This window comes from Rhabdaerophilum sp. SD176, from assembly GCF_030143245.1.
Classification (GTDB): Bacteria; Pseudomonadota; Alphaproteobacteria; order Rhizobiales; family Beijerinckiaceae; genus Rhabdaerophilum.
Genome location: NZ_JARJNS010000006.1, coordinates 131,951 through 152,286 on the forward strand (window position 1 = coordinate 131,951; position 20,336 = coordinate 152,286).

The following is a 20,336-nucleotide window of genomic DNA, read 5'->3' on the forward strand; positions in this document are numbered from 1 at the left end:
CCGTCATCCTGCGGAGGATGACGGGCCCGACTGCGGATATGTTAGGCCGGGGCGAGCGTCCGTGACGCGGTGACCTGCCGGAGGAGGACCGGCACGGCCAGCGCGATGCCGATCACCGTGGCGGTGAGGTTCGGCGAAATCACCAGCACGGAGCCGATGAAGAGCAGCAGCTGCTCCCAGCGGCGCATCGGCGCGAGGCCATAGCCGGTCACGGCGGCAGCGAGCATCACGACCCCGATGATGCAGCCCCCTGTGGTGAAGAAGAAATCTCCCCAGGTGAAGCCCTTGGTCATGATCAGCATGGCTGGCGAGAAGACGAAGACGAACGGCACCATGACCTTGGCCAGCCCGAGCCGGAAGGCGGTGTTCCCGGTCTTGAACGGGTCAGCCCCGGCCATGCTGGCGCCGGCATAGGCGGCCAGCGCGACCGGCGGCGTGAGATCGGCCAGCAACCCATAATAAAAGACGAAGAAATGCGAGACGATGGGCTCCACCCCCAGCTTGCCGAGGGCCGGCTGCGCGATGGTGACCATGATGATGTAGCTCGCGGTCGTCGGGATGCCACAACCGAGCAGGATGCAGACAATGCCGGTCATTACCAATGTGAAGAAAAGCGTCAGCGTGCTCGGGGTGAACCAGGCCGCCGGCAGGACGGCTGTCACGAGGGTTGTCAGGTCGCGGGCGAAGCCGATCACGATGTCCGACAGCTTGAAGCCGACGCCCGTCAGCGTGACGATGCCGATGATGATGCCCACGGTTGCAGCGGCCGCACCAACACCGATCGCATATTTCGCGCCGGTGACGAAGGCATCGGAGAGATCGATCACGCGGGCCATGCCGCCTTTCGCCCAGTCTTTCGCCACGAAGGCGAGCGAGGCGATGGCAGAGAAGCCGAACGCGATGGCGAGACCCCAGACGGTGATGATGGCGCCGGTGGCAATGAGCGCGACCATGATCAGCAGCAAGGCCACCGAGATGACCTTGTTCCGCCCTGTCAGCCCGACAACCATGCAGGCGGTGATGCCCCAGAAGGCGGCGAGATAGGGCGTATAGCCCGAGAGCAGCACAGCCAGCAGCACGACGAGCGGGGTGATGGAGGGCCAGCCTTCGGCCAGCACATCCATCGCGCGGGGCAGATCCGCCTTCGGCACGCCTTTCAAGCCGAGCTTCTTGGCCTCGAAATGCACCTGGCAGAAGACGCCGAAGAAATGCATCGCCGCCGGCACGATCGCCGCGATGATGATCGTCTGGTACGGCAGGTTCAGGAACTCGACCATCAGGAACGCGGCGGCGCCCATGATCGGCGGCGTGATCTGACCTCCCGTCGCGGCGGCAGCTTCCACAGCGCCGGCGAAATGGCGGGGATAGCCGGTGCGGATCATCATCGGGATGGTCAGCGAGCCGACCGTGACCGTATTGGCGATGGACGAGCCGGAAATCATGCCGAACAGGCCGGAAGCGAAGATCGACACCTTGGCCGGCCCGCCGGAGAAGCGGCCCGCCAGCGCCATGGCAAGATCGATGAAGAGCTTGCCGAGGCCGACCCGTGTCGCCAGCACGCCGAACAGGACATAGTGGAAGACATAGGTCGCCACGACACCAAGTGCGATGCCGTAGACGCCCTGCGATGTCAGGTAGAGGTGGTTGACGATGGCCTTCCAGCTGTTGCCGGGATGGGCGAAGATGCCGGGCAGCGACGGCCCCGCCATGGCATAGAGCATCAGCAGAACCGCGATGATCGGCAACGGCCAGCCGATGGCGCGCCGCGTCGCCTCGATCAGCACGAGGATAGCCAGCGAGCCCATGAATACGTCCATCGGCATTGGGTTGCCGACGCGGAAGACGAGGTCATGGAAGATCCATGGCACATAGAGGCTTGAAACCACGGCAGCCAGGAAGAGCGCCCAGTCGATGATGCTGATTCCGAGCGGGCGGAACAGCGAGGCGACCGGCGGGCGATTGTTGCGCGCCTTGCTGGCCGAGAAGACCAGGAAGATCAGGCCGAGCACGAAAGCGAGATGTATGCCGCGATGGGTGACTTCCGGAAGCAGGCCGAAACCTGCGGTGTAGTAATGGAAGAGCGACAGCGCCAGAAGCATACCGGCGACGATCCAGCCGGTCAGCGGCAGGAGGGGCCGGAAGCGGATCTCGTGATCAAGGCTTTCCTCGAGTTCCTGCGCCTTCTTGAGATCGAGATCCCCGATCGGTGAATTGGCTGTCGACATCCGCGCCCCCAATAGCCCGAACGGACCTGCCTTACGCCGGCCCCTTCCCGTCTTCCCATTGAAAAACCCGCACGGCAGCGCCTGCCGCGCGGGTAATCAGCCCTCTTCGAGGAGCGGGCTCAGCCCTTCAGGAGGCCGGCTTCCTTGTAGAAGCGCTCGGCACCGGGATGCAGCGGAATGCCGAGGCCCGCCAGGGCATTGGCCTTCACGATGGCCTTGCCCTTGGCATGGCCGGAATCAAGGGCGGCGCGGGCCTTGTCTGACCAGAGGCCCTTGGTGACCTCATAGACCGTGTCGGCATCGATCTTCGCGGTGGTGACCCATTGCGCGCCGACAGCCAGCGATTTCACACCCTTGGTGCCCTTGTAGGCATTGTCCGGGATGATGTCGTCGGCGAAGAAGGTGAACTTCTTCTTCAGTTCCGCGGCCTGCGGGCCATCCACTGCCACAAGCTCGAAACCCTGCGTGGCGCCGAGTTCGGTCAGCGCGCCGAACGGATAGCCGCCGGTGAAGAAGAACCCGTCAAGCGAGCCGTCCTTCATCTTCTCGATGGCCGGGCCCGGCTTGATGAATTCCGGCTTGTAATCGCGGTCGGTCACGCCATAGGCGGCGAGGATGGCGCGGGCATTGACGAGCGAGCCCGAGCCCGGCTCGTCCACCGAGAAGCGCTTGCCCTTGATATCCGCCGGCGATTTCACGCCGAGTCCCTTCTTGACGACGATATGCACCGTTTCGGGATAGAGATTGGCGATGGCGCGGAGTTCGGCGACCTTCGGCTTGCCTTCGTAGATGCCGGTGCCGGTATAGGCCCAGGCGGCGACATCGGCCTGGCTGAAGCCGGATTCCGAGGCGCCGCCGACAATCGCGTTGACATTGGCGACCGACCCGTTCGAGGCGACGGCCGAGGCGTTCAACTTGTCGCCGGAGATCGCGTTCGCGATGATGCCGCCGATCGGATAATAGGTGCCACCGGTGCCGCCGGTGCCGATGCGGAAGAACTTGGCCTGCGCCAGGGCCGAACCGCCGGTGGCGGAAAGGGCCGCGAGGGCAGCAGCGCCCTTGAGGGCGTCACGACGGGAAAGGAACATGGTACACTCCGCTTCACGAGGAAAGGCTGTGGGCATCGTTGCCCCCGCCACCGGGGCAATGTTTGCAATCTCCGGCGCAAGGCGCAAGGCTGTTCTTGCAGCGCCCGGTCAGGACCTTGCGGGATGGAGGCTGGAAAACCGGGCTCCAAGGCTTGGAAGCCGCGCCGGGACAATGCAGGATAGCGTCTGTTCCGGCCTGTGGATTGCCTTGCACCCCCCTGCCCTTCCGGGAGATGACGATGCTGTTCCTCTGCCTCTGCCGATACAATGCGGACGACTTTGCCGGGCTGGATTCGGCGCAGTTCGACCGGATCGGCGAGATGTGTGCGCCGATTGACCAGGCCTTCAAGGCAAGCGGCCATGTTCGGATCACAGGGTCCCTCGGCCTGCCGGAAGAGGCGCGCTGGCTCAAGGCGACGGCTTCCGGCGTGACAGCGGGCGAAGGCCTCTACGAGCCGACGACGGAACCGCCCGGCGCGTTTTTCATGATCGAGGCCAGCAGCATGGAACAGGCGGTCGAGATTGCGCGGATGCATCCCGGTGCGCATCTCGGCGGCATGTTCGAAGGGGCGATCGAGATCTGGCCCATTGCGCAATGGGAACAGCCCTAGCAGCCCTTGCCGGGCGCCACGTTCTGCGTTCCGATGCCCTGCTTGAAAGCGGGGGCAACCCGCCCTGACCGGGAGATGATGCCATGGATATCCGTTCTGCATTCAGGGCCGGCCTCGTGCTGGCTGCGTTCGGTCTTGCGGGCCCCTTGCCGGCGCAGGTGCCGGCCGGCCCCGAGGAGATCGCCGCCTATCAGGGGCTGCACCGTGCCGCCCATGCCGGCGATGTAGCCGAGATCCGCCGCCTCATCGCCTCCGGCGCCGCACCGGATGCACGCGATGGCCGCCAGCGCACGCCGCTTCTTGTCGCCTGCCATGCCCGCCAGCGGGAAGCGATGCGGGCGCTGGTCGCCGGCAAGGCGGATCCGAAGGCGGTCGATGCCCAGAACTATGATTGCATCACCATTGCCGCCGTGGCCGATGATGTGCCGACGCTGGAAACCGCCATCGCCATCGGCGGCGATCCGCGCCAGATCACCAGCCCCTATCAGGGCACGGCGCTGATCGCGGCCGCGCATCTCGGCCATGACGGGGTGGTGAAAACGCTGATCGGGGCCCGCGCGCCGCTGGACCATGTGAACAACCTCCACTGGACGGCGCTGATCGAGGCCGTGATCCTCGGCAATGGCGGGGCACGCCATGTCGAGACCGTCCGGCTGCTCGTCGAGGCGGGGGCCCGACGCGATCTCGCTGATCGCGAAGGCCGGACGCCGCTCGACCATGCCCGCAGCCGGGGTTATGCCGCGATGGTGACATTGCTGGCCCGATAGATGCCGCGCGAGGGACCATCCTGCCCGGAAAAAAGGCATCCCCTTCCGGTTTTTCCCGCCCGGGCAGCCGCATGGGCCCGGGACAAGTCCGGCAATAAGCTTGCTTCCCTCGTTCACATGCGCCCACACTGGACGCCTGTTCTCAAGTCTGGAAGCCCATGACCATCCTTGCCGGCCTGCACCACCTCACCCATTACCGCTATGACCGACCGGTCACGCTCGGGCCCCAGATTGTCCGGCTCCGCCCGGCGCCGCACAGCCGCACGCGGGTGCTCTCGCATTCGATCAAGGTGTCGCCCGGCGGGCATTTCGTGAACCACCAGCAGGATGTCTACGGGAACTGGCAGGCGCGCTACGTGTTTCCGGAGCCGGTCACGGAATTCCGGATCGAGGTTGACCTCGTGGCCGACATGACGGTCTACAACCCGTTCGACTTTTTCGTCGAGGAAGAGGCGGTGCGGTATCCGTTCCATTACCCCGCCGATATCCGCGACGATCTCGCTGTCTACCGGGCGGTCGAGCCGGCCGGGCCGCTGCTCGCCCGGTTCCTGCAGGATGTCCCGCGCGAGGCCCCCTCGACGGTGGATTTCGTTGTCGCGCTCAATGCCCGGATTGCGAAGGAGGTCAATTACACGATCCGCATGGAGCCTGGTGTCCAGACGCCCGAGGAGACGCTGAAGGGCGCGCTCGGCTCCTGCCGCGATTCCAGCTGGCTGCTGGTCAATGCCTTGCGCCATCTCGGCTTTGCCGCGCGGTTCGTCTCTGGCTACCTGATCCAGCTCAAGCCGGATCTCAAGGCGCTGGACGGGCCGGCAGGAACCGAGGTCGATTTCACCGATCTCCATGCCTGGGCCGAGGTCTACCTGCCCGGCGCCGGCTGGGTGGGGCTCGACCCGACCTCCGGCCTGCTGGCCGGCGAAAGCCATATCCCGCTGGCCGCGACACCGCATTACCGCAATGCCGCGCCGATTGCCGGCATGGCCAGCTTCGCCAATGTCGATTTCGAGTTCGACATGAAGGTCTCGCGCTTCGCCGAGCGGCCGCGCATCACCAAGCCGTTCTCGGACGCGGCCTGGGCTGCGCTCGACGCGCTGGGCGAGAAGGTTGATGCTGTCCTCGCCGCCGAGGATGTCCGGCTGACCATGGGTGGCGAGCCGACCTTCATCTCCATCGACGACTTCCAGTCCGCCGAATGGAATACCGATGCTGTCGGCCCGACCAAGCGCGATCTCGCCGATACGCTGATCCGCCGCCTGCGCGACCGGTTCGCCCCGTCCGGCTTCCTGCATTATGGCCAGGGCAAATGGTATCCCGGAGAAAGCCTGCCGCGCTGGACGTTCTCGCTCTACTGGCGGCGCGATGGCCAGCCGGTCTGGAAGGATGCGGCGCGGATCGCCGGCGAGGCCCCGCGCGCGGATGCGACAGTGGAGAATGCCGGCGTCCTGCTTGCGGATATCGCCGAGGGGCTCGGGATCGAGAATGATTTCGTCCAGCCGGTCTACGAGGATCCTGCCATCTGGGTGATGCAGGAGGCCAACCTGCCCACCAACGTTACGCCGGGGGATTCGAAGCTTGACGATCCGGAGGAGCGCTCCCGCATCGCCCGGGTGTTCGAACGGGGGCTCGTCAACCCTGTCGCCTACGTGCTGCCGGTCCAGCGGGCGCAGGCGCAGCACCGGCCCTGGCGGAGCGAGAAATGGCGGACGCGGCGCGGCAAGCTCACCCTCATTCCCGGGGACAGCCCGGCCGGCTTCCGCCTGCCGCTGAAGGCGCTGCCCTATGTTCCACCCGAAAAATACCCCTTCACCCATCCGGCAGATCCAACCGCGATCAGCGCCCATTTCCCCGGTTTCGCTCCGCCACCTGCACCCCCGCAGCCCGATCGCGGCGAGCAGGCTTTCGTTTCGGTGGAGAGCAGCGAGCCCGGGCAGGAACGCAACGAGCAATCGCTGGTCAGCGACGGATCGACCGCCGTGCGCACGGCGATGTCGATCGAAGTGCGCGACGGGCGGATCTGCATCTTCATGCCGCCGGTGGAGCGCGCCGAGGATTATCTCGATCTGCTGGCGGTCATCGAGGAGAAGGTCGCCGGGCGCGGCCTTGCCGTCCATATCGAGGGCTATTCTCCGCCGAATGACCCGCGGCTCAACGTTATCCGCGTCGCGCCCGACCCCGGTGTGATCGAGGTGAACATCCACCCCGCTTCAAGCTGGCAGGATTGCGTGGCCACGACCGAGGCGATCTATGAGGAAGCGCGGCTCTGCCGGCTTGGCGCCGACAAGTTCATGATCGATGGCCGCCATTGCGGCACGGGCGGTGGCAACCATGTCGTTGTCGGCGGGGCAACGCCGCTGGACAGCCCGTTCCTGCGCCGGCCGGACCTGTTGCGCAGCCTGATCCTGCACTGGAACCGCCATCCCAGCCTGTCCTACCTGTTCTCCGGCCTCTTCATCGGCCCGACCAGCCAGGCCCCGCGGATCGACGAGGCCCGGCATGACGCCCTCTACGAGCTGGAAATCGCCATGCGGCAGATCCCCCGCCCCGGCGAGGGGCAGGCGCCGCCGCCCTGGCTGGTGGACCGGCTGCTGCGCAACATGCTGGTCGATGTGACAGGCAACACCCATCGCGCCGAGATCTGTATCGACAAGCTGTTCTCGCCGGATAGCCCGACCGGGCGGCTCGGCCTTGTCGAGTTCCGTGGCTTCGAGATGCCGCCCAATGCCCGGATGAGCCTGGCGCAGCAGGTGCTGATCCGCGCGCTCATCGCACGGCTCTGGCAGAAGCCGCTAGATGGCACGCTGACACGCTGGGGCACGCAGCTGCATGACCGGTTCATGCTGCCGCACATGATCTGGGCCGATTTCCTTGAGGTGCTGGACGATCTCGGCCGACATGGCTTCCCGCTTCTGCCGGAATGGTACGAGGCGCAATTCGAGTTCCGCTTCCCGACCTGCGGCGAGGTGGAGTTCGAGGGCGTGAAGCTCGAAATTCGTCAGGCGCTCGAACCCTGGCATGTGCTGGGCGAAAGCGGAACACCGGGCGGAACCGTCCGGTTCGTGGATTCCTCGATCGAACGGTTGCAGGTCAAGCTGCAGACGGGCGATCCGGCGCGGTATCATGTTGCCTGCAACCGCCGGCTGGTGCCGCTGACGCGGATCGGCTCGAGCGGCATCGGCATCGGCGGCGTGCGCTTCAAGGCGTGGAAACCGCCGAACGGGCTGCATCCGGTGCTCCCGCTCGACGTGCCGCTGACCTTCGATGTCTTCGACACCCATTCCGGCCGCGCGCTCGGGGGCTGCGTCTACCACGTTGCCCATCCCGGCGGGCGCAGCTACGAAACCTTTCCCGTCAATTCGAACGAAGCGCAGGCCCGCCGTCTTGCCCGGTTCGAACCTTACGGCCATTCTGCCGGTTCCTATGTCCCGGCACGCACCCAACCGCATCCCGAATTCCCGATGACACTCGACCTCCGGATGCCTCCGGGCCCCGTCTCATGAGCGCCGTCTCGCGTGAGATGTCGGAAGGCCTGCCGCCAATCGTGGCCGGCTATCGGCCGCTGGAGGGCATCCCCGACGAGATGATCGGCCTGGATGGAAGCATCCGCGCGCCGTGGCTGCCCCTTCTCGCGCATCTCTCCGCGCTATCGCCGGCGGAGATCGCCGCCCGGTTCGGCCGTGGCGACCAGTATCTGCGCGATGCCGGCGTCTATTACCGCCATTATGGCAAGGGAGATGTCGCCAGCCGCGACTGGCCGCTCAGCCATGTTCCCGTCATCCTCGCGGAGAGCGAATGGCAGGCGCTGGCCGACGGGCTGGTGCAGCGCGCCGAACTGCTCGAAGCCGTGATGGCCGACATCTACGGCGAAAACACCCTGCTGACGAGCGGCGACCTGCCGGGCACCCTGCTCGCGGCCAACCCGCATTGGCTGCGCCCGCTGGTCGGGGTGAAGCCGGCCTCGGGCCATTTCCTCCATTTCATCGCGATGGATCTCGGCCGTGGCGAGGATGGCCGCTGGTGGGTGCTGGGCGACCGGACGGAAGCGCCGTCCGGCGCCGGCTTCGCGCTGGAGACCCGGGTGGCGACATCGCGCGTTTTCGCCGAAATCTACCGGCAGTCCAACGTGCATCGGCTGGCGGGTTTCTTCGGCGCCTTCCGCGACATGCTCGACTGGATGCGCACGCCCGGGACCGGAAGCGTCGGCCTGCTGACCTCGGGCCTCTTCAACGAGACCTATTACGAGCAGGCCTATATCGCCCGATATCTCGGTCTTTCGCTGCTGGAAGGCGAGGATCTCGTCGTCGAGGGGCAGGACCTCAAGGTCCGCACCATTGACGGGCTGAAGCCGATCAGCGTCCTCTGGCGGCGGCTGGAAAGTGCATGGTGCGACCCGCTCGAACTGGACGAGCGCTCGCGGCTCGGAACCCCGGGCCTGCTGGACGCGATCCGCGCCGGCCGCGTGACGATGGCGAATGCGCTCGGGGCCGGCGCACTGGAAACGCAGGCCTTTCTCGCGTTCCTGCCGCGCCTCTGCGAAAGGCTGCGCGGCGAGAGCCTCGCCATTCCCAATGTCGCGACATGGTGGTGCGGGCAGGAAGCCGAATATCAGTATGTGCGCGAGAACCGCCACAGGCTGGTCATCTCGCGCGCCAATGCGAACCGACTGCCGATCGAGCTGGACCCGCAGGGCAGCACCCTGCCCGAGGCGATGACACCGGAACGCTGGCTCGACGAGGAGCGCCACGCGCTGGTCGGGCAGGAAGCCGTGCGCCTCTCGACAACGCCGGCCTGGAAGGATGGGGTGCTTGCGCCGCGGCCGATGACCCTGCGCGTGTTCCTCGCCCGGACACCGGAGGGATGGCAGGCCATGCCTGGCGGCTTTGCCCGCGTCGGCCAGACGCTCGAACCGGGCAGCATTGCCATGCGGTATGGCTCGAATGTCGCGGATGTCTGGATTGTCGCCGACAAACCGGTGCCGGAACCCAGCCTCCTGCGCCAGAATGGCACTGCCTTCATGCGCAAGCAGCCTGGCACCCTGCCGGCGCGGGCGGCGGACAACCTGTTCTGGCTGGGCCGCTATGTCGAGCGCACCGAAGGCATGCTGCGCCTGCTTCGGGCCTATCACGGCCGCCTGGCCGAGAGCGCGGATACCGAGGCGCCCCTGCTGCAGCGGGTGGCGGAGCTGCTCGAAACCTACGGGATGGATCTTGCCCAGCCGCTGCCTTCGGAAGTCATCTCGTGCATCCAGTCCGCCGTGACCAGCGCCGGCAAGATCCGGGACCGGTTCTCGCTTGATGGTTGGTCGGCCCTTGTCGATCTCGCGAGTTCCGCCGAGCAGATCGGGCGGCAGGTTCAGCCGGGCGATGATGCCGCCCGGGCCATCAGCGTGCTGATCCGCAAGCTCACCGGCTTTTCCGGGCTGGTGCACGAGAACATGTATCGCGCGATGGGCTGGCGCTTCCTGACGATCGGGCAGTCGATCGAGCGCGCGATCGGCATGGCGGGCTGGCTGTCCGCAATGATCCCGGCGGATGCGCCGGATGGCGCGCTCGACCTGATGATCGAGGTGGGCGACAGCGTGATGACGCATCGCCGCCGCTATGCGATGGCGATGCCGGAGAGCGTCTGCGACCTGATGGTTCTCGATTCGCTGAACCCCCGCTCCATCCTGTTCGAACTGGAGCGGATGCAATCCCATATCGAACTGCTGCCCGGTTCGCGCCGCGAGAACCGCCTCTCGCCGCTCGGGCAGGCCTTGCTGAAGCTCCGTACCGATGTGGCGACCATGCCGGCAGAGGCGATCACGCCGGAATGGCTGCTCGATCTGAAGTGGCGCATCGCCGGATTGTCGGACGCCGTCACCGACACCTACTTCGCCTGAGCGCACCGATGCAATACGAGATCACCCTCCGGCTCGGCTATGCCTATGCCCACCCTGTCGCACAGGCGCGGCACCTTCTGAGGGTACAGCCGCGCACCGTGCCCGGCATGCAAAGGCTGGTGGCGGCGCAGCTCGACATCGAGCCCGGCCAGCCGGAGCGCGCGGTCCGGACGGATTTTTTCGGCAACATCGTCCATTCGCTGCATTTCCATGAGGATCATGCGGAGATTGATCTCCGGCTCCTCGCCTATGTGGAACGGCAGAGCGCGTTGCCGGTGCTGGATGTCGCACCGACGCTCGACCGGATGCGGGACGAACTCACCCGGCGGAGTGAACTCGGCCCGGATTCGCCGCTTCATTTCCTCGGCCCCTCGCCACGCATCCCCGATTTCGTGCCCTTCCGCGATTTCGCGATGGCAGCCCTCAACCCGGGCATGAGCCCTGTCGAGGCGATGCGGTCGATCGGCGCCGCGCTCTCGGCACATATGGAATTCGACGATGCCGCCACCGATGTCGACACCCCTCCGCTTGCGGCCTTCGAGGCGGGGCGCGGGGTCTGCCAGGATTACAGCCAGATCATGATCGCCAGCCTCCGCGCGATCGGCATTCCCGCCGGCTATGTCAGCGGGTTCCTGCGCACCCTGCCGCCGCCCGGCGAGGAGCGCCTCCCCGGCGCCGATGCCATGCACGCGTGGGTGCGCATCTGGTGCGGAAACAGTGTCGGCTGGCTGGAATATGACCCGACCAACGCCATGGCCGTTGCCGATGACCATATCCTCGTCGGCTACGGGCGGGACTATGCCGATGTCGCGCCGATCCGGGGCGTCAGTCGCACGGCCGGCGGCCAGACCGGCCACCACACGGTGGATGTCATCCCCGTCGGATAGGGCTGCCGCTGCTCACGGCGCGGGCTTCATCAGCGCGTGGCCCTGCTCATGCGCAGCGATCGCCTTCCGGAACAGCCGGATCAACTCCGTCACTTCTGCCGGCTCGAGCCCCGCGACCATATGGCGCTGGGCCGTCTCTACAGCCGGCTGTATGCCTGCCAACGTGGCCAGCCCGGCCTCCGTCAGGTGCAGCATATGGGCCCGCCGGTCTCTCGGGCTGGCTGCCCGGGCCAGCAGGCCTTTCTGGACGAGACGGTCGATGACGCCGCCGATCGTCGTGCGGTCATAGGCGATGAGGCCAGCGAGCGTCGCCTGGTCGATGCCAGGATGGTGCCTCAACACTGCCAGGGCGACATATTGCACCGGCGTCAGGTCAAAGCCAGCCGCTGTTGCCTCGGCATGGAAGACCGCCACCGCGATCTGCTGGAAGCGGCGCGCGAGATGGCCGGGCATATCAGAATGATCGTGCATGGCTTTTTCCTCTCGATCCCTCGCGATGCCGCCAGCTGCTCCCACTAATTGACAGCATACTTATAATCAGCATACTTATCATTTATCAATCCGGGCGTCCAGCCGGGCCGGACTTCTCGGCGCGGGACAGGGCAGACCTGCTTCATCTGACGGAGCGACGAGATCATGCAGTTCCACCAGAATGGCTTCGAGCCGGGTGATCCGGAGAACCATGACCCTGCCGAACGCTATCGCCAAGGCGGCGCCGTCGGGCCGGTTCCGGACGAGGTGGATGTGCTGATCGTCGGCACCGGGCCGGCTGGGCTGACGCTCGCCGCCCAGCTTGCCGCCTTCCCCGAGATCCGCACCTGCATTGTCGAGCAGCGCCCGACCCGCCTCTTTCGCGGACAGGCGGATGGCATTGCCTGCCGCACCATGGAAATGTTCGAGGCCTTCGGATTCGCCGAGCGCGTGGCCCGCGAGGCCTGCTGGATTCTCGAGACAACCTTCTGGAAGCCGGAAGAGGCCCAGCCTGACCATATCGCTCGGTCCGGCCGGGTTCAGGACACGGAGGACGGTCTGTCGGAATTCCCGCATGTCATCCTCAACCAGGCTCGCGTGCAGGATTTCTACCTCGATGTGATGCGCAAGGCCCCTGCCCGGCTGGCGCCGCATTACAGCCGGCGGCTGGTTTCGCTCTCGGTTGATGATCAGGCCGCTGCCGGCCCGGTCGGTGCGGCCTATCCCGTCACGGCCACGCTGGAACGGCTCGACCCCTCGCATGAAGGCCGGACGGAGACGATCCGCGCCCGGTTCGTCGTCGGCTGCGATGGCGCCCGCAGCAGCGTCCGGAAGGCGATGGGCCTTGCGCTCGAGGGCGATTCCGCCAATCAGGCCTGGGGTGTGATGGATCTCCTCGCCGTGACCGATTTCCCGGACATCCGGATGAAGGCGCTGATCCAATCCGCCCGGGATGGCTCGATGGTGCTGATCCCGCGCGAGGGCGGCCATATGGTCCGGCTCTATGTCGAGCTGGACAAGCTGGCCGAGGGCGAGCGCGTCAGCCAGAAGGCGATCACGGCGGAGGATCTCGTCGCCACCGCCCGGCGCATTCTCCACCCCTACACGCTGGAGGTGAAGGACATTCCGTGGTGGTCGGTCTACGAGATCGGCCAACGCCTTTGCCCGCGCTTCGATGACCGGCAACCAGACGCGCCAGCCAGCCGCCTGCCGCGGCTCTTCATCGCCGGCGATGCCTGCCATACGCACAGCCCCAAGGCCGGCCAGGGCATGAATGTGTCCATGCAGGACAGTTTCAACCTCGGCTGGAAACTGGCGCAGGTGCTGCGCGGCGCCGCCCGGCCGGAACTTCTCGCCACCTATTCCGAGGAACGGCAGGCGATTGCGCGCGAACTGATCGAATTCGACAGGGAATGGGCGGGCATTCTCGGCAAGGCCAAGGAGGCCGCCGCCGCAGGCCTGCCCTATGATCCCTCCGAGACCCAGCGCTATTTCGTCCAGCACGGCCGCTATACCGCAGGCACGGCCACGCAATACCGTCCTTCATTGCTGACAGCGGATGCCCGACATCAGGCGCTGGCACCGGGATTTGCCATCGGCACGCGGTTCCATTCCGCCCCGGTCATCCGGCTGGCCGATGCCAAGCCGATGCATCTCGGCCATGTCGCCAAGGCGGACGGGCGCTGGCGGCTGTTCGCTTTCGCCGATGCGGAGGATGATGGCCGCCCGGAAGGCGGGATCGGACGGCTCTGCGGCTTTCTTGACTCGGCGGCATCGCCCGTCCGCCGGTTCACGCCGGCCCGCGCGGATATCGATGCGGTGATTGATGTCCGGGCGATCTTCCGGAAGCCGCATCGGTCGCTGGCGATCGAGCGGATGCCGACCTTCCTCCTGCCGCTGACCGGCCGCCTCCGGCTTCGGGATTATGAGAAAATTTTTTGCAACGATCCGGCCGATCGTCAAAATATTTTTGTCAATCGCGGGGTCGATTCCAGGCGCGGTTGCGTGGTCATTTTGCGCCCGGATCAGTTCGTTTCGGCGCTTTTTCCGCTCGATGCGCATGCGGAAATCAGCGCCTTCTTCGAGCGGATCCTGCTGCCGGGCGCCTGAACGGCATTCCTGCCGAAATCTGGCAGGAGCCCCCTCCGACCGGAGGGGGCGAGGCTCGTTCATGAACAGCATCCGTGCTAGGATTCGCTGTCGTTGCAGGAAGACGGCATTGCCCAGGGCATGAGCGAAGAGCCCCTTTCCCCGGCTGTGGTTGGGACGGAATCCCTCAAGGATATCCGCAAGATCATCCATGTCGACATGGATGCCTTCTACGCCTCGGTCGAGCAGCGGGACAATCCTGAACTCCGCGGCAAGCCGGTCGCCGTGGGCTTCGGCGCCAAGCGCGGCGTGGTTGCTGCCGCGAGCTACGAGGCCCGCCGCTTCGGCGTTCATTCGGCCATGCCCTCGGTGACGGCCTTGCGAAAATGCCCGGATCTCATTTTCGTGCGCCCGCGCTTCGAGACCTACCGCGCCGTCTCGAACCAGATTCACGAGATATTCTCGGCCTTTACGCCGTTGATCGAACCCCTCTCGCTCGATGAGGCCTATCTCGATGTCACCGAGAATCTCGCGGGAATAGCCCTCGCCACCGAGGTGGCAAGCCGGATCCGCGCCCGCATCCGCGAGGAGACGGCGCTGACCGCTTCAGCGGGCATCAGCTATAACAAGTTCCTCGCGAAATTGGCTTCAGGCCAGCGCAAGCCGGACGGCCAGTTCGTCATCCCGCCGCAGGCCGGGCCAGCCTTCGTGGAAAACCTGCCGATCGGCAAGTTCCACGGCATCGGCCCGGCGACCGAGGCGAAGATGAACAGGCTTGGCATTCATAAAGGCGCGGATCTGAAGGGCCGGAATCTGGCCTTCCTGCAGGAGAATTTTGGCAAATCCGGCCCCTATTATTACTGGTTGTCCCGAGGCATAGACCACCGCCCTGTCCGGCCGGAACGGGTGCGCAAGTCGGTCGGCGCCGAGGATACCTTCTCCAACGATATCCGTGATTTCGAGGGCGCGCATGAGGGGCTCCGGCCGCTGATGGCAAAGGTCTGGACGCATTGCGAGCGACACGGGCTGAAGGCCCGGACGGTCACACTGAAGGTGAAGTTCACCGATTTCCAGTTGATCACCCGCAGCCGGACCTTCGCCCGGCCGGTTCCGTCGCTTGTGGCGATCGAGCAAGCCGTCATTCATCTCCTCGGCCTGCTCTTCCCGCTGGCCAAGGATATCCGCCTGCTGGGGGTGACCCTCTCCTCCTTTGACGCTGCCGAAGAACCGGACCTCCCGCAACTCGACCTGTTCGGCGGCGAGACCTGAACGGTTCAGAACACCACGACCGACCGGATGCTCTTGCCCTCGTGCATCAGGTCGAAGGCCGTGTTGATCTCCTCCAGCGGCATGGTGTGGGTGATCAGGTCATCGATGTTGATCTTGCCCTCCATGTACCAGTCGACGATTTTCGGCACGTCGGTCCGGCCGCGCGCTCCGCCGAAAGCCGAGCCTTTCCAGACCCTTCCGGTGACAAGCTGGAAGGGCCGCGTGGCAATCTCGGCCCCCGAGGGCGCCACGCCAATGATGATGCTCTCGCCCCAGCCGCGATGGCAGCATTCCAGCGCCTGCCGCATCGTCGTCGTGTTGCCGATGCATTCGAACGAGAAATCCGCGCCGCCCGCCGTCAGGTCGACAATCGCCTGAACGACCTTGTCGCGGCCGACATCGTCGGGATTCACGAAGTCGGTCATGCCGAACTTGCGTGCCATCGCCGCCTTGGCGGGGTTGAGATCGACGCCGATGATCTTGTCGGCCCCGACCATCCGTGCAGCCTGAATGACGTTCAACCCGATACCGCCGAGCCCGAAGACAACGACATTCGCACCGGGCCAGACCTTTGCCGTATAGATCACCGCGCCGATGCCGGTGGTCACGCCGCAGCCGATATAGCAGATCTTGTCGAACGGAGCGTCCTCGCGGACCTTGGCGAGGGCGATCTCCGGCAGGATGGTGAAGTTCGAGAAGGTCGAGCAGCCCATGTAATGGAAGATCTCGCCAGGGCGCGGCCCGACCGGCGTGCAGGAAAAGCGGCTGGTCCCGTCCGGCATCACGCCCTGGCCCTGCGTCGCACGGATGGACGTACAGAGATTCGAGCGCTGCGAGAGGCAGGTCTTGCAGCTGCGGCATTCCGGCGTGTAAAGCGGGATTACATGATCGCCCGGGCGGAGGCTGGTCACGCCAGCGCCGATCTCGCGGACGATCCCGGCCCCTTCATGGCCGAGGATTGCCGGGAATTTCCCTTCTGAATCAAGACCGGACAGGGTGTAGGCATCGGTGTGGCAAATGCCTGTCGCCATGATCTCCACCAGAACCTCGCCCGGCTTCGGGCCGGCAATGTCGATGGTCTCGATGGTGAGAGGCGCCTTGGCCTCCCAGGCAACAGCGGCGCGGCTCTTCATGGGGATTCTCCTTGAACTGGCGGCGAGCGTTTCCGGTGCTGCCAGCCAAGTCAAGTCCCGTAAGGTCGGCGGACGTCTCCGTCACCGGCTGCGTTTTTGGCGTGCGATGTTCCGGGCCGGACCGGTTCTGGTCCATGCATGAGTGCCGCCCGCCCTATTCCGATTACGGCGTGGCGCTTGTGCCCGGCGGCTGAGCCAGGAGATGGCAGGCCACGCGGCCGGCCTGATCGAGGATGACCGGCGGGACGATTGAATTGCAGGATGCGATGCGCTTCGGGCAGCGCGGATGGAACGGGCAGCCCGGCGGTGGATCAAGCGGATCGGGAAAGGCGAGGCCGAGCCCCGTATCCGGGATGCCGAGTCCGGGCTCCGGCGTCAGCGCTGAAGCGAGCAGGGCCTGCGTGTAGGGATGGCGCGGGCGTTCGAACAGGGCAGCTGTCTGCGCCTGTTCCACAACCTGCCCGAGATACATCACCGCGACCCGGCTGGCGATATGCTCGACCACTGCGAGATTGTGGCTGATGAACACGAAGGTCGTGCCAAAATCACGCCGGAGATCCATCAGCAGGTTGAGGATCTGTGACTGGACCGACACATCGAGCGCCGAGGTCGGTTCGTCGCAGATCACCAGTTCCGGCCGCATCACGAGCGCCCGGGCGATCGCGACGCGCTGGCGCTGGCCGCCGGAAAGCTGGGCGGGATAGGCCTGCGCGAAGCGTTCAGGCAGGCCGACGCGTTCCAGCATCTCCATTGCCGCACGGCGGCAAGTGGCGGCATCGGCCTTGCCCTGCACTTCCATCGGCAGGGCCACGATCTCGGCGATGCGACGGCGCGGATTGAGCGAGGAATACGGGTCCTGGAAGACAGGTTGCACGCGGCGGGCAATGTCGAGCCGGCCCATGCTCCGCATATCCTGCCCGCCGAGCCGGATCTCGCCGGAACTGGCCGGCAGGAGGCCCAGCAGCATGCGCGCGAGGGTGGACTTGCCGCAGCCACTCTCGCCCACGATGGCAAGGATTTCGCCTTCCTCGACAGAAAGAGACACGCCATTGACCGCGTTGAGCCGGCGTTTCGGCGAAAAAAGGCCGCGGCTGACCGTGAAGCGGCGTGTCACATCCCGGGCTTCGAGCAGGATCGTCATCGCCCCTCCAGCACGCAGCGCATGCCATGGCCGCCGGCGGCTTCCTGCCAGGGGATCGGCCCCTCGCAGGCCGGGCGGGCCTTGGAACAGCGGCCCCGGAACATGCAGCCGGCCAGTTCGCCAACCAGCGAAGGCACGGTACCGGGGATCGCCCCGAGCCTCGCCCCGCGCGCCGTGCGGCCGGGCACAGGGATGCAATCGATCAACCCGCGCGTGTAGGGGTGCCGCGGCCGGGCGAAGAGATCGGCCACCTTGCCGCTCTCCACGATCTCGCCGGCATACATCACGGCGACCCGGTCAGCGATGCGGGCGACGAGCCCGAGATCATGGGTGATCAGGATCAGCGCGAGGCCGAATTCCCGCGCGAGATCGACCAGAAGCCGCAGGATCTGCGCCTGGATCGTCACATCAAGCGCGGTGGTCGGTTCGTCGGCGATCAGCAGGTCGGGCCCGCACATCAGGGCCATGGCGATCATCACGCGCTGGCGCAGGCCGCCGGAAAGCTGGTGTGGATACTGGCCGAGGCGTTCGCGCGCATTGGCGATGCCGACCTTGCCCAGCAACTCGACCGCGCGGGCTTCCGCCTCGGCCGGGCTCGCCCCCTTGTGGCGGAGATAGCCCTCCATCATCTGGTTGCCGATCGTGTAGGCGGGATTGAGCGCCGTCATCGGCTCCTGGAAGATCATGGCCATGCGGTTACCGCGCAGGGCATTGATGGCGGGGGCCGGACGAACCGCGAGATCCTGCCCGTCGAATTCCAGCCTGTCGGTCCGGCGTGTCGCGGTCTTCGGCAGCAGGCTCATCAGGGCAAGCGACGTCATGGACTTGCCGCAGCCGCTCTCGCCGACGATGCAGAGCGTCTCGCCGCGTGCGACCGAGAAGGAAATGCCGCGCACGGCATGGAGCGTGCCGCGCGGCGTCGCGAGATCCACCCGGAGATTGTCGACTGCAAGCAGGGTCATGCGCGGCCATCCGGGGCGAGAACGTCTCGCAGGCCATCGCCGACGAGGTTGATCGCCAGGACCAGCAGGGCAAGCGCCGAGCCGGGAATGGCGATCAGCCAGAACGAGAAGAACATGTAGGCCTTGGCCTCGGAGATCATCAGCCCCCAGCTTGGCAAGGGAGGCTGCACACCAAGACCGAGGAAGGACAAGGCCGCCTCCAGCAGGATGGCGCTGGCCGCCTCCACCGTGGCCACGACGATAAGCTGCGGCGCCACGTTGGGCAGCACCTCGCGCAGGATGATCCGAGGCGTGGAGGCGCCGGCGGCTTCGGCAGCAGCGACATAGTCGAGTCCCCTCACCTGCTGGGTGGCCGATCGCATGACCACTGCAAACCGGTCCCATTTCAGCAGGCCGAGGATCAGGATCACCACCAGGAGCGAGCCGGAGATCATCGCCACGACCGCCAGCGCGACCAGCACGACCGGCAGGGCAAGGCGCGTGGTGATGATGAAGGTGATGGCGAGGTCGATGCGGCCTCCGAAATAGCCCGCGGCGAGGCCAAGTCCAGCGCCGATGAAGCCGGAAATCACCATGACCGACAGCCCGATCAGCAGCGAGATCTGTCCGCCCCAGAGTACGCGGGAGAGGTAATCGCGGCCGAGATTGTCGGTCCCAAGCGGATGAGCCCATTGACCGCTTGCCTCCCAGATCGGCGGGATCATGCGTTTCGTCAGATCCTGCGCGTAGGGGTCATGCGGGGCGATCCAGGGCGCCAGCAGCGAGGCAAGGATGATCAGTACCAGCAGAGTGGCACCGGCGAGGAAGCCCTTGTGGCCGCGCATGCGGCGCCAGAGCAAGGCCCGCTGCGACAGTTCGGGCAGTGCGGTGACAGCACCTGCTTCGGCAAGTCCTGCCATCACGCGACCCTCAGGCGCGGATCGATCCACGCATTGACGAGATCGGCGCAGAGCGTCAGCAGCACATAGGCCACCGAGAGAATGAGCAGAACGGCCTGCGTGACCGGGAAATCCTTGTGGGTGATCGACTGGTAGGCGAGATAGCCGAGGCCATCGAGGGCGAAGATGGTTTCGATCACGATCGAGCCGCCCAGCAGGAAGCCGAGCTGCACGGCGGCGAGCGCCACGACCGGCACCAGGGCATTGCGGAGGGCGTGTTTCATGACCACGCTGGCTGGTGACAGCCCCTTGGCCCGGGCGGTGCGGATGTAATCCGCCGCCAGCACCTCGATCATCCCGGCGCGGATCAGCCGCATGAAGGGCGGCGTGATGTAGAGACCGAGCGAGAGCGTGGGCAGGACGAAATGCGCCCAGGTCTCGCTTCCGGAAACCGGCAACCAGCGCAGCTTGATCGAGAAGATCATGACCAGCACCAGCGCGAAGAAGAAGTTCGGCAGGGCCTGCCCCGCCACGGCCAGAGCGAGGCTGAGGCGGTCAATCCAGGTATTGGGAAAGAGCGCCGCCAGCACGCCGAGCGGGACGGCCATGACGAGGGCCAAAGCCAGCGAGGCAAAGGCGAGGACCAGCGTCACGCCGATCTTCTCGCGGATGAGCCCGGTCACGCCGGTCTTGAAATAAAGCGACTGGCCGAAATCGCCTGACAACGTGCGGAACAGCCATTCGCCGTATTGGACGATCAATGGCCGGTCGAGCCCGTAGGTCTTCCGGACAAGGTCGATATCCTCTGTGCGGGCGCCCTCGCCGGCAATGGCCAGCGCGACATCACCGGACAGGCGCAGCAGGACGAAGCTCGCGGCCGAAACCGCGAGCGCGACCAGCAAGGCCAGCCCGAGCCGCTTGAGCGCGTAGCCGATCAC

Annotated in this window: 15 protein-coding genes; 7 read left to right on the forward strand and 8 right to left on the reverse strand. The window is 65.9% G+C overall.

What is annotated here, in order from left to right; genetic code table 11:
• Positions 1–41: 41 nt before the first annotated feature.
• Positions 42–2,225: a TRAP transporter permease gene (locus P0652_RS15110; RefSeq protein WP_284179686.1), complete on the reverse strand. Its 2,184-nt coding sequence runs from the start codon at positions 2,223–2,225 to the stop codon at positions 42–44.
• A 119-nt stretch (positions 2,226–2,344) separates the two neighbouring features.
• The gene (locus P0652_RS15115; protein WP_284179687.1) at positions 2,345–3,313 is read right to left on the reverse strand and encodes a TAXI family TRAP transporter solute-binding subunit; all 969 of its coding nucleotides are present in this window, start codon (positions 3,311–3,313) and stop codon (positions 2,345–2,347) included.
• Between the two features lie 239 nt (positions 3,314–3,552).
• On the opposite strand from P0652_RS15115, the gene P0652_RS15120 reads away from it, so the two are divergent.
• The 5 genes from P0652_RS15120 (at position 3,553) to P0652_RS15140 (ending at position 11,456) form a co-directional block, all read left to right on the forward strand.
• Positions 3,553–3,924 carry a YciI family protein gene (locus P0652_RS15120; protein ID WP_284179688.1) on the forward strand — a complete coding sequence of 124 codons (372 nt, stop codon included), beginning with the start codon at positions 3,553–3,555 and terminating at the stop codon, positions 3,922–3,924.
• An 83-nt stretch (positions 3,925–4,007) separates the two neighbouring features.
• A complete protein-coding gene (locus tag P0652_RS15125) occupies positions 4,008–4,691 on the forward strand; it encodes an ankyrin repeat domain-containing protein (RefSeq protein ID WP_284179689.1) in 684 nt (227 codons plus the stop codon).
• 158 nt (positions 4,692–4,849) lie between these two features.
• Positions 4,850–8,188, forward strand: a complete 3,339-nt coding sequence (locus P0652_RS15130; RefSeq protein WP_284179690.1) for a transglutaminase family protein — start codon at positions 4,850–4,852, stop codon at positions 8,186–8,188.
• Entirely contained in the window at positions 8,185–10,569 is a 2,385-nt protein-coding gene (locus P0652_RS15135) for a circularly permuted type 2 ATP-grasp protein (protein ID WP_284179691.1), read from the forward strand. Before P0652_RS15130 ends, P0652_RS15135 begins: the two co-directional genes overlap by 4 nt.
• Positions 10,570–10,577: 8 nt before the next feature.
• Positions 10,578–11,456 (forward strand): transglutaminase family protein, encoded by an 879-nt coding sequence (locus P0652_RS15140; RefSeq protein ID WP_284179692.1) that lies wholly within the window; start codon positions 10,578–10,580, stop codon positions 11,454–11,456.
• Positions 11,457–11,468: 12 nt separating this feature from the next.
• Here P0652_RS15140 and P0652_RS15145 read toward each other — a convergent pair whose 3' ends face one another.
• Positions 11,469–11,927 (reverse strand): MarR family winged helix-turn-helix transcriptional regulator, encoded by a 459-nt coding sequence (locus P0652_RS15145; RefSeq protein ID WP_284179693.1) that lies wholly within the window; start codon positions 11,925–11,927, stop codon positions 11,469–11,471.
• 165 nt (positions 11,928–12,092) lie between these two features.
• Here P0652_RS15145 and P0652_RS15150 point away from each other — a divergent pair, with 165 nt between their 5' ends.
• The gene (locus P0652_RS15150) at positions 12,093–14,036 is read left to right on the forward strand and encodes an FAD-binding monooxygenase (RefSeq protein ID WP_284179694.1); all 1,944 of its coding nucleotides are present in this window, start codon (positions 12,093–12,095) and stop codon (positions 14,034–14,036) included.
• A gap of 120 nt (positions 14,037–14,156) precedes the next feature.
• Positions 14,157–15,284 (forward strand): DNA polymerase IV, encoded by a 1,128-nt coding sequence (dinB, locus tag P0652_RS15155; RefSeq protein ID WP_284179695.1) that lies wholly within the window; start codon positions 14,157–14,159, stop codon positions 15,282–15,284.
• Positions 15,285–15,289: 5 nt separating this feature from the next.
• On the opposite strand, the gene P0652_RS15160 is transcribed toward dinB, so the two are convergent.
• The 5 genes from P0652_RS15160 to P0652_RS15180 all read right to left on the reverse strand — a co-directional run bounded on the left by P0652_RS15160 (position 15,290) and on the right by P0652_RS15180 (position 20,336).
• On the reverse strand, positions 15,290–16,417 hold the full coding sequence (locus tag P0652_RS15160) for an S-(hydroxymethyl)glutathione dehydrogenase/class III alcohol dehydrogenase (RefSeq protein WP_284179696.1): 1,128 nt from the start codon (positions 16,415–16,417) through the stop codon (positions 15,290–15,292).
• A 163-nt stretch (positions 16,418–16,580) separates the two neighbouring features.
• Positions 16,581–17,558, reverse strand: coding sequence for an ABC transporter ATP-binding protein (locus tag P0652_RS15165; RefSeq protein ID WP_284179697.1), 978 nt, complete (start codon positions 17,556–17,558; stop codon positions 16,581–16,583).
• A complete protein-coding gene (locus tag P0652_RS15170; RefSeq protein ID WP_284179698.1) occupies positions 17,555–18,520 on the reverse strand; it encodes an ABC transporter ATP-binding protein in 966 nt (321 codons plus the stop codon). Before P0652_RS15170 ends, P0652_RS15165 begins: the two co-directional genes overlap by 4 nt.
• Positions 18,517–19,419, reverse strand: coding sequence for an ABC transporter permease (locus P0652_RS15175; RefSeq protein ID WP_284179699.1), 903 nt, complete (start codon positions 19,417–19,419; stop codon positions 18,517–18,519). The genes P0652_RS15170 and P0652_RS15175 overlap by 4 nt, the downstream gene beginning before the upstream one ends.
• The gene (locus P0652_RS15180; protein WP_284179700.1) at positions 19,419–20,336 is read right to left on the reverse strand and encodes an ABC transporter permease; all 918 of its coding nucleotides are present in this window, start codon (positions 20,334–20,336) and stop codon (positions 19,419–19,421) included. The genes P0652_RS15175 and P0652_RS15180 overlap by 1 nt, the downstream gene beginning before the upstream one ends.